The organism is Rhizobium sp. FY34, from assembly GCF_005222845.1.
GTDB lineage: Bacteria > Pseudomonadota > Alphaproteobacteria > Rhizobiales > Rhizobiaceae > Neorhizobium.
Genome location: NZ_STFZ01000006.1, coordinates 55,211 through 71,859, shown reverse-complemented (window position 1 = coordinate 71,859; position 16,649 = coordinate 55,211). Strand labels below are relative to the sequence as shown.

Below are 16,649 nucleotides of genomic sequence, written 5' to 3'. Positions count from 1 at the left end.
ACCATGATGACCGAATATGACTATATCCGCGATGGCGATGCGATCTACGCCAAGTCCTTCGCGATTATCCGTGCCGAGGCCGATCTCTCGCCCTTCTCGGAGGAAGAGGCAGAAGTTGCAATCCGCATGATCCATGCCTGCGGGCTGGTGGAAGCGGCCGCGCATTTTCAGTTTTCGAACGATTTCGTCACTGCCGCCCGAACAGCCCTTCTCACCGGAAAGCCGGTGCTCTGCGATGCGCAGATGGTCGCGCATGGCGTGACACGCGCAAGACTGCCCGCCAGCAATGAGGTGATTTGCACGCTACGCGATCCACAAGTGCCGGAGCTTGCCAAGCGCGTCGGCAATACCCGCTCTGCCGCAGCCCTTGAACTCTGGGTCGAGCACATGGAAGGTGCGGTGATTGCCATCGGCAATGCGCCGACCGCACTTTTCTACCTGCTTGAAATGCTGGATCGCGGTTGCCCGAAGCCGGCGGCCATCATCGGCATGCCGGTCGGTTTCGTGGGCGCCGCCGAGAGCAAGGACGCATTGGCGGAAAACCTGCACGGCATTCCCTTTGCCATCGTCAAGGGCCGCATGGGCGGATCTGCGATGACGGCAGCTGCCGTCAATGCGCTGGCGAGGGCTGGCCTGTGAGCGAGATTGCCCCTGGAAAAGTGTTTGGCGTTGGCACCGGCCCCGGTGATCCGGAGCTTTTGACCCTGAAAGCGGTCAAGGCGCTGAATGGCGCCGATGTGCTGGCCTTCTTTGCCAAACGCGGTGCGCGAGGCAATGGGCGCACCATCGTGGACGGCCATATGCGCGCCGATGTGATCGAATTGCCGCTCATCTATCCGGTGACGGTGGAAGAGGACAAGGATACCGACAGCTACAAGCGCGCCATAGACGGATTCTTCGACCAGTCGGCGGACGCCATCGCCACACACCTGAAGGCCGGGCGCAATGTCGCGGTGCTGAGCGAAGGTGATCCGCTGTTTTACGGCTCCTATATGCACCTGCATTTGCGGCTTGCCCCACATTTTCCGGCCGAAGTCATTCCCGGCGTCACGGCCATGTCGGGCTGCTGGTCCATGGCCAATATGCCGCTGGTACAGGGCGATGATATCCTGAGCGTGCTGCCCGGAACCCTGCCGGAAGATGTGCTGGCCACGCGGCTGGCCGGCACGGATGGCGCCGTCATTATGAAGGTCGGCCGCAACCTGCCGAAGATCCGCCGCGCACTGGCCGCCGTCGGCAAGCTCGATGGCGCGATCTATGTGGAGCGCGGCACGATGGCCAATGGCGCCGCCATGCCGCTTGCGGACCGCGACGAGACGCCGGCACCCTATTTTTCGCTGGTGCTGGTGCCCGGCTGGAAACATCGGCCATGACAGGAAAGCTGACCGTCATTGGGCTTGGCCCCGGCAGCCCTCTCCAGGTGACACCGGAAGCACTGGCCGCCGTGGATGCTGCCTCCGATTTCTTCGGTTATGGCCCCTATGTGGAGCGCCTTGAGCTCCGCCCAGACCAGCGCGCCCATGCCTCCGACAATCGCGAGGAAATCTCCCGTGCCGCCCAAGCGCTGACGCTTGCCGCCTCGGGCGCAGATGTTTGCGTCGTTTCGGGTGGCGATCCGGGCGTATTTGCCATGGCCGCTGCCGTCTGCGAAGCGATGGAAGCCGGCCCGCCGGAATGGGCAAACGTGGATTTTGCTGTCGTTCCAGGCGTTACCGCCATGCTGGCCGTGGCCGCCAAGGCCGGCGCGCCGCTTGGCCATGATTTCTGCACCATTTCGCTGTCGGACAATCTGAAGCCCTGGAGCGTCATCGAAAAACGGCTGATTGCGGCAGCCGATGCCGGCTTCGTCATGGCCTTCTACAATCCGGTCAGCAAGGCGCGTCCGCACCAGCTGACGCAGGCCTTTGATATCCTGCGCGCCCATCTGCCGGGCAACGTTCCCGTCATCTTCGGGCGTGCTGCCGGCCGCCCGGACGAGAAGATCCGCATCGAAAGCCTGGACAGCGCCCGCTCCGACATGGCCGACATGTCGACCTGCATCATCATCGGTTCAGTGGAGACGCGGCTGATCCACCGCGACGGCGGCCAGCCGCTTGTCTATTCGCCGCGCAGCTGGTCAGCGGGAAAGGCCTGAGCGATATGGTCGGCAAGCGCATCCACCGTCTGGAACGCGGGCACGTCTGGCAGGACCGGACGACGGATCATGATGACCGGAAGTCTCAGACTGCGGGCAGCGACAATTTTGCCGTAGCTGGCAGAACCGCCGGAATTCTTCGACACGATCACCTCGATACGATTTTCCGTGAGGAGTGCACGTTCGTCCGCCTCGCGAAACGGTCCACGCGCCGTCAGATAAGTCACCTGCGGCAGGGCAAGCGGCGGCTCCACCGGATCGACGCTGCGCACCAGATAGATATGCTGGGGCGCCGTCTCGAAGGGAAGCAGCTCCTGCCGGCCAAGCGCCAGGAGGGCCCGGCGCGGCACTTCTCCCAAGGCATCAACGGCGGCCTCCACGCTATCCACCTCGTGCCATCGGTCGCCCTCCTGCTTCGTCCAGCCGGTGCGGTGCAAGGCAATCAGCGGAACGCCGGAGAGTTCGCCAGCCTTTGCGGCATTGGCGGAAATGCGGGCCGCATAGGGATGCGTGGCATCCACCAGCAGATCGAAGTTTTGCGCCTTCAGATAGTGTCCGAGACCCTCGGCACCGCCAAAGCCGCCGATACGCACCGGCACCGGCTGGGCGACCGGCACCTTCGTGCGTCCGGCAAGCGACAGTTCCAGCCGGAAGCGCTGCATATCCTTGAGGCGCTCGGCCAGTTGGCGCGCTTCGGTCGTGCCGCCGAGAATGAGAATGGAGTGCAGCATCATGGCTCCTGAGACATTACCCTCTCTTCTAGCCGCCCGGCCCTGGTTGTCCATCGTCGGCATTGGCGAAGATGGGCTTGCCGGTCTTGGTGAGGCGGCAAGACAGGCGATTTCGCAAGCGCAGACCGTGTTTGGCGGCAAACGCCATCTGGAGCTTGCCGGCGCGGCAATCACCGGACGGGCCCGCGCCTGGCCGCAGCCGTTTGATGCGAGCATGACGGATGTTTTGGCGCTTCGCGGAGAGAAGGTCTGCGTGCTCGCCTCCGGCGATCCCTTTTTCTTCGGCGTTGGCGTCACCCTTGCCCGGCATGTCGAGACGTCCGAATTGATCACCTATCCGGCGCCATCGGCCTTTTCGCTCGCCGCCTCAAGGCTCGGCTGGGCGCTGCAGGATATCGACACCGTATCGCTGCATGGCCGCGCGCTCGACCTCATCCGTCCGCTTCTGCATCCGGGCCGAAAGGTTCTGGCGCTGACCTCGGATGCGCAGAGCCCCGCAGCACTGGCGCAGCTGTTGACTGAGCTCGGCTTCGGCCTTAGCCGGCTCATGATCCTCGAGGCGCTGGGCGGTCAGAGCCAGAAGATCCGCAGCACGCTGGCAAGCGATTTCACACTGACGGATATCGACCCGCTCAATCTGGTGGCGCTGGAAGTGGAGGCCGAACCACAGGCACGCATCCTGCCGCTCGGCTGCGGGCTTACCGATGATCTTTTCGAGCATGACGGGCAGATCACCAAGCGCGAGATCCGCGCCATGACGCTCTCGGCCCTTTCCCCGCGTCGCGGCGAACTGCTCTGGGATATCGGTGCAGGCTCGGGCTCCATCGGTATTGAATGGATGCTTGCCCACCCTTCGCTGCAAGCCATCGGCATCGAGCAGCATGGCGAACGGGCGGAGCGCGCGCGCCGCAATGCGGCAGGCTTTGGCGTGCCGGGGCTGCAAGTCATCGAGGGCCAGGCGCCGCAGGCTCTTGCCGGCCTGCCGGCACCCGATGCCATATTCATCGGTGGCGGCGGCAGCGGCGATGGCGTTCTGGACGCGGCGCTTCTTGGCCTGAAGACGGGCGGGCGACTGGTGGCCAATGCCGTGACGCTGGAAATGGAGCAGGTGCTTCTGGATGCGCACGCCCGCCTGGGCGGAACGCTCACACGGATTTCGGTCGATCGGGCAGAGCCTGTCGGCCGCATGACAGGCTGGCGACCAGCCATGCCGGTCACCCAATGGATTTTTAACAAGAAAGGATAGAGACAATGATTGCCGCAGGAATTGGATGCCGCAAAGGCACGAGCGCTGAAACGGTTCTGGCCGTGATCGATGAGGCCCTGGCGGCTTGCGGACATGCCGGCAGCCGTCCGCAGATCCTTGCCACTGGCGAGTTGAAGGCTGAGGAAGATGGCCTTCTGGAAGCCGCAAAACGCCTGGGCGTCGATCTGATCGTCGTTTCCGACATGGACATGGAAGACGTATCGCCGCGCACGCTGACGCTTTCGCCGCACAGCATGGCGCATGTAGGAATTCCAAGCTTCTGCGAAGCCGCCGTGCTGGCCGCTGCCGGCACAAATGCGCGGCTGGTTGGCCCGCGTCACGTGGCACAGGGCGTCACCTGCGCCATTGCCATCAGCGGGGAAGCGGCATGACGGTTCATTTCATCGGCGCCGGCCCCGGCGCTGCCGATCTGATTACCGTGCGCGGGCGAGATATCATCGCCCGCTGCCCCGTCTGCCTGTTTGCCGGCTCCATCGTGCCGCGCGAACTGCTGGACTATTGCCCTGAAGGCGCCCGTATCGTCGATACGGCCTCGCTGTCACTGGACGAGATCGAAGCGGAATATCTGCGCGCAGCAGAGGCCGGCGAGGATATTGCCCGCCTGCATTCCGGCGATCTTTCCGTCTGGAGCGCGGTGGCCGAACAGATGCGCCGTCTCGACCGGCTGGGCATTGATTATACGCTGACGCCGGGCGTGCCTTCCTTTGCCGCAGCCGCTGCCGCATTGCAACGGGAACTCACCATTCCGGAAGTCGTCCAAAGCCTGATCCTCACCCGCATTTCCGGCAGGGCCTCCAAGATGCCGGAAAAGGAAACGCTCGCCAATTTTGCTGCAAGCGGCGCAACGCTTGCCATTCATCTGGCCATCCACGCCATTGCGCGCATTGTTGACGAGCTGACACCCTTCTACGGTGCCAATTGCCCGGTCGCCATCGTGGTGAAGGCCAGCTGGCCGGACGAGAAGATCCTGCGCGGCACGCTGGCCGATATCGCCGCCAAGGTGGCCGAAGACCCGATCGAGCGCACAGCGCTGATCTTTGTCGGGCCGGGCCTTTCGGCGGAGAATTTTCGCGAGAGCGCGCTTTATAGCACCGATTACGTGCGCCGATTCCGCTCGCCCAAGGATGCCCCCAAAGGAAATGACGAGGCATGATCGGACGGCGTAAACGGTGCCTGCCCAACCAGTTGTCCGTCGCGATCGAACACCAGGATTTCGAGCGCGATCTGTGGGCTGCGCAAGGCGCCGGCGGCCGTTTGCCAGGCCAAGGCTGCAATCCTCTCGCCAAGCGGCAGTCCATCGCGCGCCGCCAACTGAAAGGCGAGCGCCACCGTATTGGCACTGCGGATCTCGCCCTTCAGCGTTTCGCTGGCACCCAGATCTGCGGCCAACATGGCCAGCGCCTCCAGATCCGCCAGTCCGCGCTTGGAATGCACGTCGAGCATGCCCTGGGCGAGCTTGGTCATCTTGGCAACACCGCCGGCGACCGTGACCCGCTCCACCGGATGCCGGCGCAGATATTTGAGCATGCCGCCGACGAAATCGCCCATATCGAGAAGCGCGGTTTCCGGCAGCTGGTGATGCGCCTGCGCAGCTTTTTCCGAGGTCATGCCGGTGGCGCCCACCACATGGGTCAGACCTTCCGCCCGCGCCACATCGATGCCGCGCCAGATGGAATGGATCCAGGCCGAACAGGAAAACGGAATGACGATGCCGGTCGTGCCCAGCACGGACAGGCCGCCGACAATGCCAAGCCGTCCGTTCAGCGTCCTTTGCGCCAGTTCCGCGCCGCCCGGAATGGAAATCTCGACATCGAAATCAGCAAACTCGCCGGCAATTTCGGCAATGGATGCCGCAATCATCTGGCGGGGAACCGGGTTGATCGCCGGCTCTCCCGGTGGAATGGGAAGCCCTGCCCGGGTGACGGTGCCGACACCTTCACCGGCCAGAAAACGCAGGCCGGCGCCCCTTTCGCCATGCCGCAGCGTAGCGATGATCAGCGCGCCATGCGTGACATCCGGGTCGTCACCCGCATCCTTCAGAATACCGGCGCGGGCAAAGCCGTTGCCCAGTTCTTCCAGCGCAAGCGCAAAGCCGGGGCGCTGGCCACCGGGCAGCGTGACCTCCACCGGATCCGGAAAGCCGTGACCGAGCAGCGCAGAGCATGCGGCCTTCGCCGCCGCCGCCGCACAAGTGCCCGTGGTCCAGCCACGACGCAAATCACTGGCTCTTGCTTCTTCGCTTTCCGCTTCCATACCCGTTTCTATAGCGGTGACCGCACTCCGCGTCACCGGCAAAAGGTTTGCGCATGATTGTCGCCTCAGCCCTTGAGCATCTGGCGCACCGCCTGCCCGTGTTTTTTCCCGGTCATGTCTGGCTGGCGGGGGCGGGTCCGGGCGATCCGCGCTATCTGACGCTGGAAGTCATCGACGCGCTGTCCAAGGCCGATATCATCGTGCACGACGCTCTTGTATCCGATGACGTACTGGCCTTTGCTCCGCAGGCAGAGGTGCTTTATGCCGGCAAGCGCGGCGGCAAGCCATCGACAGCGCAGGAAGATATCACCCTGTCGCTGATCCGGCTGGCGCGCGAAGGCAAGCGCGTTTTGCGCCTGAAAGGCGGCGACCCCTTCATCTTTGGGCGCGGCGGCGAAGAGGCTGAAGCGCTGGTGAAGGCCGGCATTTCCTTCCGCGTGCTGCCGGGCATGACCTCGGCGCTGGCAGCGCTTGCCTGCGTGCGCATTCCCGCCACCATGCGCGGCATGAGCAAGGCGATCACGCTGGCGACCGGCCATGCGGCCGGCACCGAAGACGATCTCGACTGGCATGCATTGGCGCGCACGAAGGAACCGATCGTCGTCTATATGGGCTTGAAGACCCTGCCGACAATCAGCCGGCTTCTGATGGAGGGCGGACGCGCTCCGGAAACGCCGGCCGCCGTCATCATGTCGGCCACGACCGGCGAGGAGCGATTGTTGACGGCAACACTTGCCACAGTGGCCGCCGAAGTGGAGCATCAGGGCTTTGCTGCACCGGCCCTGATTGTCATCGGCGATATCGTCACCATGCGCGAACTTCTGGTGCCATCGACAGGAAACACGCCATGACCCGTGCGCTCATCATCGGCGCTCCGCGCTCCGGCTCTGGCAAGACCAGCGTTACCATCGGCCTGCTGCGCGCCTTTGCCCGTCGCGGCATCCGTGTGCGCGGCGTAAAATCCGGGCCGGACTATATCGATCCGGGCTTTCACCAGGCCGCCACCGGCCTTCCCGGCCTCAACCTCGACAGCTGGGCCATGGAGCCGGACCTGGTCGCCCATCTTTTACGCCAGGCGGCCAAAGACACCGACCTGCTGCTGATCGAAAGCGCCATGGGCCTGTTTGACGGTATAGATGGCGGCCAGGGGCGCACCGGTGCTGCCGCAGACCTTTCCCGCCTGCTCGGTATTCCGGTTCTGCTGGTGCTGGATGTCTCCGGCCAGAGCCAGACGGCGGCTGCCGTCGCCATCGGTTTCCGCCATTACGATCCGGCGGTGCGGATGGCAGGCGTTGTGCTGAACCGGGCCGGCAGCGAGCGGCATGTGCGCCTGTCAAAGGCTGCCATCGAACAGGCCGGCATGGATGTCGTCGGCGCCGTCATGCGCAATGGCGAACTTTCGCTGCCCGAACGGCATCTGGGGCTCGTGCAGGCAAGCGAGCAGCCGGCCATCCAAAGCCATATCGATCGGCTGGCGGACGTGATGGAGACCTCGCTTGATCTGGATGCGATCCTGTCTCTCGCCATCGAAATCGCGCCGGATCGCGGCGCAACCGGGGCTCATCTGCCGCCACCCGGGCAGCGCGTGGCGATTGCCTCGGATGCCGCCTTCACCTTCCTTTATCCGCACCTGGGCGCCCATTGGCGCGCAGCTGGCGCCGAACTCGTGCCCTTCTCGCCGCTTGCCGATGAAGCGCCGGAAAAAGATTGCGATGCATGCTGGCTGCCGGGCGGTTATCCGGAACTGCATGCCCCTCAGCTGGCAGCGGCTGCAGTCTTTCGCACCGGCCTTGCCCGGTTTGCCGAGACAAGGCCGGTGCATGGCGAATGCGGCGGCTACATGGTTCTCGGCGAAGGGCTGGAGGATGCAAACGGAGCGACGCATGCCATGACCGGGCTTCTGTCGCATTCCACCAGTTTCGCAACCCGCAAGATGAACCTTGGATACCGACAGGCGACGCTTCTGGCTGACGGACCACTGGGGGAAACCGGCCAGGTGATCCGCGGCCATGAATTCCACTATGCCAAGGTGACCGATCCCGGCACAGATGAGGCCTTTGCGACGATAGCCGATGGCACCGGCCAGCCGATCGGCCGTTCCGGTGGCAGGCGCGCTCATGTGACCGGCACTTTCTTTCACGCCATTGCCCGCGTGACGATCTGAATCTCACTCGATAAAGACGCGAACCGTTGCCGCCCGCCCCATGGCATCGATCACCGTCAGCGTCGAATAGCCGGCACCATCCGGCAGCCATTCGGATGTGCGCTTGCGCGACATCTCCTCGAGCGGCTTGCCATTGGCCAGCCAGCGGAAGGGCGCCCGTCCGCCCTGCAGCTTCAGCACCAATGGCGACAGATCACCACCGGATCTTGCCCCAAGATCGACGCGCGCGCCTTCCGGCGGATAGACGATCTGCGGCGCAGGTTCGCGCGAGGAAGCCCGGATAAGGCCGTTGGAAAGGGTCGAAAAGCGGCGCTGGCCAAGCGGCAGATCGGTGAGCGCCAGCCGCTGCGCACCGGGTGGGGCCGAGGGATGGGCGGTAATCGCAACGCCTGATCGCGCAAAGGCTTCAAACAAAAGCGGCGCCGCAGTGCCATAACCGGTAATGCCCGGCACGGCGCCATTGTCTGGACGGCCCACCCAGACACCCAGCACATAGCGCCCGTCATAGCCGACGGACCAGGCATCGCGGTAGCCATAGCTCGTGCCGGTCTTGTAGGCGAGGCCGAGCTTGCGGGCACCCTGAGGCGGCAGCACGTCCGACAGAATATCCGTGACGGTCCAGACGGCGACCGGATCAAGCAGCGGTTGGCCGCCCTCCCGTTTCGGCTCATCGCGCACGCCATCGCCTAGAATGACCGGCCAACCCTGGTTGGCCAGACCCGCATAGAGCTGCACGAGATCTTTCAGCGTCATGCCGACGCCACCAAGCCCGATGGCAAGCCCCGGCGCCTCATTGGCCGGCAGGACTGGTCGCACATCGGCACGGCGAAAGCGCACCATCAGCTTCGACGGGCCGACACCTTCCAGAAGCCTGACCGCCGGCACGTTGAGCGACAATTGCAGCGCCTGGCGAATGCTGACATCGCCCTGATAGCTCATGTCGAAATTGCGCGGCCGGTAGCCGGAAAAATCCGACGGCCTGTCCTCGATAATGGTTTCCTGCGCCACCAGCCCGTCTTCGAAGGCAAGGCCATAGATGAAGGGCTTCAGCGTCGAGCCGGGCGAGCGCGTCACCCGCGTCATATCGATCCAGCCGGAGCGCGACACATCGAAATAATCGGCAGAACCGACTTCCGCGACAATCTCGCCAGTCACCGAATCCGCCATCAGCATGGCAAGCGAGGTCTTCGGCGGCAGGTCGGATGCGGCCGCATTGGCCACCGCCTCCAGCCCTTCCTGAATGGATTTGCGCAGCGTCGTTACATGCCGCTGTTCACCGGGCGCCTTGCGCAGCGCCGCTTCCGCCAGATGGGCGGCCAGTGCCGGCAATTGCCGGCGCGTGTCCGGCACAGGCACCAGTGCTGCCCGTTCGGCCTCACTTTCACCGCCCAGAACGAGGGCGACATTGTCGCGCGCCAGAACGCCCTGGCGAGCGGCACGCGCAGCCTCCGGAAAGCGATCCGGCCGGCGTGCTTCGGGTGATTGTGGCAGGGCAACGAGAAGCGCTGCCTCCGCCGGCGACAACCGACGCGGCTCCTTGCCGAAATAGGCAAGGCTTGCCGCCCTGACCCCTTCCAGATTGCCGCCATAGGGGGCGCGCGTCAGGTAGAGATCGAGAATATCAGCCTTAGAGAGCCGGCGTTCGATTTGTACGGCTCGCACCATCTGCTTCAGCTTGGCAAGCAGCGAACGGTTCTCGCGTGGCTCGATCAGCCGTGCCACCTGCATGGAAAGCGTCGAGGCGCCGGAGACAATGCGGCCATGGCTGGCAAACTGCCAGACGGCCCGGCCCATGGCGTAAAGGTCGATGCCGGAATGATCGTGAAAACGTCGATCCTCATAGGCGACCAGCATGCGCAGGAACTGCGGATCGACATCGGCAGCCAGTGTCTTCAGCCGCCAGAACCCATCCTTGGTGGCAAAGGCACGCAGCAGATTGCCATCCGCATCCAGCACTTCGGCCGAGACGGCCCTTGCTGCCTCCAGTGGTGGCGGAAAGGCGCGATCGGCAGCGGCAAGGCAAAAAACAGCGGATACGCCGAGCGTAAAAACGCCCGCCGCACCCAATGTCCATTTTACCGCTCGCCGCATCGGCTTTACTGCGCTTCCTGCACCTGCATGCGGCCACTGGCCGTGCGGGCCGAAAGCTGCGGCCGGTACATATCTTCCACGCTGGCTGCCGGATGATCATAGGTGCCGGGGGTGACCGCACGCACCACATAGGCCAGCATGAATTCGCGATTGTCGCCCTCGCTGCGATCGAAGGCTGCCACAAAGCGGTCGTTGCGGAATTCCGTATGGGCCGCCTGCACCTCACCCACCCATTCGAAATTGGCAAGCTGGGCGCTGTCGACCAGGCTTGGATTGTCGATCTCGAACCCGGCGGGCAACAGGTCCTGAACTAGGATGCGCGAGGCCCAGGCATTGCTCTCGTTCACCGTCAGCACCACCACATAACGCTGGTTCTGCTCAACCTCGCTGACGCTCACCTCCTCGCCCTCCATCGTGTAATAGGCGCGGGAGATCCCGAATCCATCACCGCCCGCCGGCAGCGGCTGGCTGGGTGTTGCTATCGTCGTGACCACGGCAGACACCGGATCGGTTGACCGATTGGTGAGCGTGACCGGGCTTGCCAGCAGATCGTCACCGCTCAGCCGCTGGTCATAACGACCGGTCGTCACCTGACCGCCCACCTCCACCTTCAGCCCATCGTCACCCTTTTGCAGGGCACGGGCGGCCAGCAGCATCCAGACTTGTTCCTGCGTGCTGGTGTGGCGCTTGGCGCGCCACTCCTTGGCCACAACAGAGGCCAGTTGCGGAACGACTGCCGGCACAGGGCGGCTTTCGGCAGCAAGCGCCAGAACCGCTGCGCCATCGCGCAATTGCGAGCCATAATCGGAACGAGACAGGCTGACCGGCGTGACGACCGACTGTTCGGTCATCTGCAGCGCCGAGGCAAACACCGTTTTCGACCGCTGCGCATCACCATAGAGCGAAAGAGCAGCGGCCAGATGCGCCTTGGACAGCGGCGTTGGGAAATCATTCAGCATCGTATCGGCATAATAGCGCAGGTCACTGATCGAAGCCTTGCGATTGCGGGCCAGCACATAGAGCGTATAGGCGACCGAACTGCCCTGATCGCGGATATTGACGTCATAGGCGAGCGCGTTCTGCAGGTTCTCAAGCGCCTGCACCAGCGCCTGTTCTGGCACGTCATATCCCTGTTCGCGTGACCGGGTGAGGAAGTCCGTTACATAGGCATCGAGCCAGCGATCGCCGGAGCCTGGCCCCCAAAGGCCAAAACTTCCCGCCGATGACTGGTAGGACAACACGCGATGGATCGCCTCCTGTATGCGGGTCTTGACCGCCGGATCATCCGCCACGCCATTCTGTTTCGACAGTTCCGACAGATAGAGAAGTGGCAGGGCCCGGCTTGTTGTCTGCTCGGCGCAGCCATAAGGGTAGCGGTCGAGCGACATCAGAAGCGCCGGAATGTCGAAATCGGCAGAGCGCGTCACGCTGAGCGCCACGGATGCGCCGGCAAGCTGCGCATCGGCCAGCAGATTGCCATCCACGGTCAGGCTCTGTCCGGGAGCGAGCGCCAGAACACGCCGTTCCGTCACCGGCAGAACCGCCGGGCGCACCGGAAGATCAAGACGCTGCTGCAGCGACCCGATGCCATTGCCCGATAGCGTCAGCGTCACGGAGCCATCGCCCGGACGGATGCCGCGGATCGGCAGGCGAACCGTATGCTTTGCCCCGGCCTCCAGCCGAATGCTGCGGGTCGCGCGCGCCTCTTCGGTGCCGACAAAAGCATTCGTCGTCACCGCCAGCTGGTAGTCGCCGGCAGGCGCATCGGTATTGGCAATGTCGAGGCGCAGGCTTGCCTCATCACCCGGTGCGAGGAAGCGCGGCAAGCTTGCCGTCAGCACCACCGGATCGCGGATCACCACATCCTTCGTGCCATGACCCACGCCGCTTTTCGTCCAGACAACCGCCATGACGCGCACAGTGCCGTTAAACTGCGGAATATCGAAGGAGACGCGGGCCTTGCCCTCGCCGTCCAGCTTTACCGGGCCGGTGAAGAAGGCCACCAGCTTTTCCTTGGGCGGGCTTCCCTGCAGGGCAGTGCTTCCGCCATCACCGCCGGTGCGCAGCCGACCGGTCGCGCCGAGCGACCCATCGATCAGGCGTCCGTAAAGATCACGGATCTCAAGCCCCAGGCGCCGCTGGCCAAAATACCAGTTGTCCGGTGCCGGCGGCTCGTAGCGGGTCAGGTTGAGGATGCCGACATCCACAGCGGCCACCGTCACATAGGCCTCTTCATTGGCACCCGCCCCTTGAACGGCAAGGGCAATCTCCAGCGGCTGGCGCGGCAGCGTCTTTTCCGGCGCCGTCAGGTTCACCACCAGGTCCCGGCTTTCCGGATCGACCTTCAACCAGGTAATGCCGATGGCGCGCATCGGCATGCGGCTCTCTTGTGCATTGCCGGGCCGGTAGAGCGTTGCCGTCACATAGGCACCGGCGCCGAAGTCTTCCGTGACGGGAATGGCCACTTCGCCGCCCGTCTCACTGAGGGCAATGTTTTGCACGGCAATCACCCGCTCGGCGCCGCTCATCACCATCAGCTGGCCGGCATAGCGCGAGGAGACCTTCAACTTGGCCGTTTCTCCGATCTTGTAGCTTTGTTTGTCAAGCGCCACTTCCAGCGCATCCGGCGTTTCGGTGGAACTTGCGGTGACGAACCAGCCGGCGTCAAATTCCACGCTGCTGGCTGGGCCATCCGGATCAGGACTTGTCACCTCCAGCCGGTAGCGCCCCCATTGGACGGGCACGGCCAGTTTGCCGCCGTCGGCGGCGACCACATTCAGCGTGCCATTGGCCACCTGCTTGGTGCGATTGACCGCCTCATAGCGCCAGGAACTGCCCTCGCGATACCATTGATAGTCCCGCTCGATCTTCACCAGTTTCCAGGTCAGACCCTTGGCCGGCTGGCGCTGGGCATTTTCGCCAATCATGATGACATTGAAATTGCCGATGGAATTTTCAGCCAGTTCGCCGGAAAATTCCGGCTTGATACCGATGCGGGGACCATCGGCGCGCACTGGAAGCTTCAGGATGCGCTCCACGGCCCGGCCGCCGCCTTCCTTCAGACGCACGACGATCTCGGCATCGGTCAGCTGTGTCGTATAGGCAAGCTCGGTTAGCCCACCATCAAAGCTGGTCTTGCCATCTGCGTCCAGCACGTCCAGCCCTTCGAGCGGCAGACGCTCGGCCTCGGAGGCCTCTTCGTCGGCCAGACCGAAGACATAGCCCTGGAAGGCCTCGCGGGTGCGGGTGCGCTTCAACACGATCTCGCCCTCAAGGCTCAAGCCCGCGGCCGGCGCGCCATAGAGATAGCGACCATCCACCGTCACCGGCACATCGTCGCCAACGACAATCTCCGTATTTTCGCTTGCAAGATCAAACTCGATACGGTCCGGCACGAAATCATCGATCAGGAAGCGCTTCTCGGCAATCGGCGATCCCTTGGGATCGGTAAACACCTGCATGGTCCAGGTACCGCGCATGGCGCTGTCCTGCACCGGCAGATCGACCGTATAGCCGCCAAGCGTGCCACTGCCCGACATCCACCGGTCCTCCACGCCATCCGGACGCAGGAAAACGAAGGTGAGCGGCAGGTTGTCGATGGCACCGGCCTCGCTATTGCGGGCGAGCAGCGCCGCATGCACCGTTTCGCCGGGCCGGTAGATGCCACGCTCGGTCCAGGCATAGATATCGATGGCACCGGGGGCCGGCCTGCCGGTCACGCCGCGATCCGACAGATCGAAACCGGCGCGCGTCATATCGAGGAAAACATAATCCTCCTCGCCCTTGGCAGCCGTCAGCACAGCCGGCACCATGGACGCCGTTCCGCGGATCAGGCCGGCGCTGAAGGTGGCGCGACCGGATGCATCCGTAACTGCCTGCCCCAGAACCTCGTTGTTCTTGGCCAGAAGCTGCAGCGTAATACCGGAGGCCGGTTCGGCGCTTGCCAGCGACCGCACGAAGACGTTCAAACCATCCGTGCCGGCATAGGTGGAAAGACCAAGATCGGAAACCACGAACCACTGGGTGGCGCGGTTATCCCATTCATTGACATTGCCGGTGCCAGACGTTGCCGTCAGCACATAGACGCCGGGCTTGCGCTTGGGCAGCACCTCATCGACCGGGAAGCTCGTCACCACATCCTTATTGACGTCCTGGGCAATGTCGATCGACCCCTGCCAGACAAGCTCGCCATTGGTTTCCTCGATCTGGTCGGCCGAATAGCCGTCCATCTGGGTGAGAAATTGCGAATTGGTCATCAGCGGCGCGATATTGCGGTCACCAATGCGGAAAAGCTTGAGATTGGCACTGGTGGTATTCACCGAAACAAGCGGAATGCCGCGCCGTGCCGTCGAAGGCAGAACGAAACTGTCACCGGTAAAGCGCACGGCGGGCGAGCGATCCTTGATATAGATGTCGAGATCGACAGTGGCCTGCAGCACTTCATCGACAGACGAGGGAAGGCCACGCCGCAGCGTCAGCCGGTAGCGCTCGCCATGCGTCAGGCCCTCGACGCAGATCTGCTTGTCCTTGGCTTCCAGCGCCTTGGGCGCGGCACCGTTCAACGTCACGAAAGGCGTATAATCCGTGCCCTTCACCAGCGTTTCGGAAAACTGCACGCAGGCGCGCGGGTTGATGCTGTCGGCATCGACGCTATGTTCCAGCACCCGGAAGCCCCAGCGCTCGCGAAGGCTGTTCAGCCGCGCCTGCACCGTCTTTGACGCCACAAAATCAAGGCTTGCCGAGAAAGCGTTGATGGCACCGCGATGATTCTCCTGGGCCTCCAGCGCCTCGCCGATCTGCGCCAAGGCATCGGCGCGCAGTGGCGCGGTGCGAGAAACATCATAGCCATTGATGGCAGCCAACAGGGATTTCGTCACATAGTCCGCATCACCGCGGATGGTGCCGGCGGCGCGAGCCATCTCGATCCACAGCGTCGCATCATCCGGTTCGACAAAGAGCGCACCGGTCAAGGCATTGAGCGCACCGGGAATATCGCCATTGATGATATCAAGCTGTGCCGAGGCCTTCAGGCTCTCCAGCCCCTGGCCCTCGAAACCCGCCGGCATGTCCAACCCGTCATAGAGCGCATCCGCCTGCGTTTTCACCTCGGGGGCAAGGAAGGCCAGCCGTTCGGCCGCGCCAATATCCGGATCGGCTGCGGATGTGACAATCTTGCCGGCCACGGCGCCGGGAAAATCATTCAGCTGACTATAGTCGGATTTGAGGAAACACCATTTCGCCTTTACGTTGAAGGTAAAGGCCCGGCAGGAACGGTCACCGATGCAGGCGGTTTCGCACTGAGCCTGGGTCACGTTCTTCACCGTGCGCAGGTCAAAGCCGAGATAGTCGCTATCCTCGACAGTCTCGATCTGGCGGTCGGATTGCTGCGCCTGGAGGGGCTGCCCCAGAACAAGACCGGCCAGTAAAACGGATAAACCGAACCACGCACGCTTAGACATCATGTCCTCCCGAAGCTTGCGGCTAATATACGCGAGTCTTGTGACGATCACATGAGGTTGTCAATTGAAAGCATTGCAGCATTTTTGGTTCTATGGATTTGCCGGCGGTCTTGGTAGATGCTGAAGGTGAATGCAACGGCACGGAGACAGGCCACACCATGCCAACCTGCGAGAAAGACCCGATCCGGATCGTGCTGCGGATCGATTTTGCGCCCGGAAGCCGGCTCGGTCGCGGCAAGATCGAGCTGATGGAGCACATCCGCGATACCGGCTCAATATCTGCCGCCGGCCGGGCCATGGATATGTCCTATCGTCGCGCCTGGCTGTTGGTCGATCAGCTGAACCATATGTTCACTGAACCTGCGGTTGATAGCCAGCGCGGCGGAAAACAGGGCGGCGGGGCGCAGTTGACCCCGTTTGGCCAAGAACTGCTTGTCCGGTTTCGGGCCATGGAAAAGGCGGCCGAAACCGCCATGGCCGGCGAACTGGAATGGCTTCGGCTTCAGCAAAGCCATTCCGCCCCAGGGCAGGAGAAAGAGCCGGACTGATC

Annotated in this window: 13 protein-coding genes; 9 read left to right on the top strand and 4 right to left on the bottom strand. The window is 63.4% G+C overall.

Features of this window, described 5'->3' with window-relative positions:
• The first annotated feature begins 6 nt into the window (after positions 1 to 6).
• The 3 genes from E8M77_RS03640 to E8M77_RS03630 are packed head-to-tail and all read left to right on the top strand — an operon-like array spanning position 7 to position 2,134.
• Positions 7 to 639, top strand: a complete 633-nt coding sequence (locus E8M77_RS03640) for a precorrin-8X methylmutase (RefSeq protein ID WP_137129261.1) — start codon at positions 7 to 9, stop codon at positions 637 to 639.
• Positions 636 to 1,373 (top strand): precorrin-2 C(20)-methyltransferase, encoded by a 738-nt coding sequence (locus tag E8M77_RS03635; protein ID WP_137129260.1) that lies wholly within the window; start codon positions 636 to 638, stop codon positions 1,371 to 1,373. Before E8M77_RS03640 ends, E8M77_RS03635 begins: the two co-directional genes overlap by 4 nt.
• Positions 1,370 to 2,134: a precorrin-3B C(17)-methyltransferase gene (locus E8M77_RS03630; RefSeq protein WP_137129259.1), complete on the top strand. Its 765-nt coding sequence runs from the start codon at positions 1,370 to 1,372 to the stop codon at positions 2,132 to 2,134. Before E8M77_RS03635 ends, E8M77_RS03630 begins: the two co-directional genes overlap by 4 nt.
• On the opposite strand, the gene E8M77_RS03625 is transcribed toward E8M77_RS03630, so the two are convergent.
• Entirely contained in the window at positions 2,098 to 2,865 is a 768-nt protein-coding gene (locus E8M77_RS03625; protein ID WP_137129258.1) for a cobalt-precorrin-6A reductase, read from the bottom strand. The genes E8M77_RS03630 and E8M77_RS03625 overlap by 37 nt on opposite strands.
• Position 2,866: 1 nt before the next feature.
• Here E8M77_RS03625 and cbiE point away from each other — a divergent pair, with 1 nt between their 5' ends.
• The 3 genes from cbiE to cobM are packed head-to-tail and all read left to right on the top strand — an operon-like array spanning position 2,867 to position 5,285.
• A complete protein-coding gene (cbiE, locus tag E8M77_RS03620; protein WP_170975731.1) occupies positions 2,867 to 4,111 on the top strand; it encodes a precorrin-6y C5,15-methyltransferase (decarboxylating) subunit CbiE in 1,245 nt (414 codons plus the stop codon).
• A gap of 5 nt (positions 4,112 to 4,116) precedes the next feature.
• On the top strand, positions 4,117 to 4,503 hold the full coding sequence (locus E8M77_RS03615; RefSeq protein ID WP_137129256.1) for a cobalamin biosynthesis protein: 387 nt from the start codon (positions 4,117 to 4,119) through the stop codon (positions 4,501 to 4,503).
• Entirely contained in the window at positions 4,500 to 5,285 is a 786-nt protein-coding gene (gene cobM / locus E8M77_RS03610) for a precorrin-4 C(11)-methyltransferase (RefSeq protein ID WP_137129255.1), read from the top strand. Before E8M77_RS03615 ends, cobM begins: the two co-directional genes overlap by 4 nt.
• Here the strand turns inward: cobM and E8M77_RS03605 are convergent.
• Positions 5,228 to 6,385 carry a cobalt-precorrin-5B (C(1))-methyltransferase gene (locus E8M77_RS03605; protein WP_137129254.1) on the bottom strand — a complete coding sequence of 386 codons (1,158 nt, stop codon included), beginning with the start codon at positions 6,383 to 6,385 and terminating at the stop codon, positions 5,228 to 5,230. The genes cobM and E8M77_RS03605 overlap by 58 nt on opposite strands.
• 53 nt (positions 6,386 to 6,438) lie before the next feature.
• Here E8M77_RS03605 and cobA point away from each other — a divergent pair, with 53 nt between their 5' ends.
• On the top strand, positions 6,439 to 7,236 hold the full coding sequence (gene cobA / locus E8M77_RS03600; RefSeq protein ID WP_137129253.1) for a uroporphyrinogen-III C-methyltransferase: 798 nt from the start codon (positions 6,439 to 6,441) through the stop codon (positions 7,234 to 7,236).
• Entirely contained in the window at positions 7,233 to 8,549 is a 1,317-nt protein-coding gene (locus tag E8M77_RS03595) for a cobyrinate a,c-diamide synthase (protein WP_137129252.1), read from the top strand. Before cobA ends, E8M77_RS03595 begins: the two co-directional genes overlap by 4 nt.
• A 3-nt stretch (positions 8,550 to 8,552) precedes the next feature.
• Here the strand turns inward: E8M77_RS03595 and pbpC are convergent, their stop codons facing one another.
• The gene (gene pbpC / locus E8M77_RS03590) at positions 8,553 to 10,640 is read right to left on the bottom strand and encodes a penicillin-binding protein 1C (protein ID WP_137129251.1); all 2,088 of its coding nucleotides are present in this window, start codon (positions 10,638 to 10,640) and stop codon (positions 8,553 to 8,555) included.
• A 5-nt stretch (positions 10,641 to 10,645) separates the two neighbouring features.
• Entirely contained in the window at positions 10,646 to 16,099 is a 5,454-nt protein-coding gene (locus E8M77_RS03585) for an alpha-2-macroglobulin family protein (protein ID WP_137129250.1), read from the bottom strand.
• Positions 16,100 to 16,257: 158 nt separating this feature from the next.
• Here E8M77_RS03585 and E8M77_RS03580 point away from each other — a divergent pair, with 158 nt between their 5' ends.
• Complete coding sequence (locus E8M77_RS03580) at positions 16,258 to 16,647, top strand: winged helix-turn-helix domain-containing protein (RefSeq protein WP_137129249.1); 390 nt, start codon at positions 16,258 to 16,260, stop codon at positions 16,645 to 16,647.
• The last annotated feature ends 2 nt before the right edge of the window (positions 16,648 to 16,649 follow it).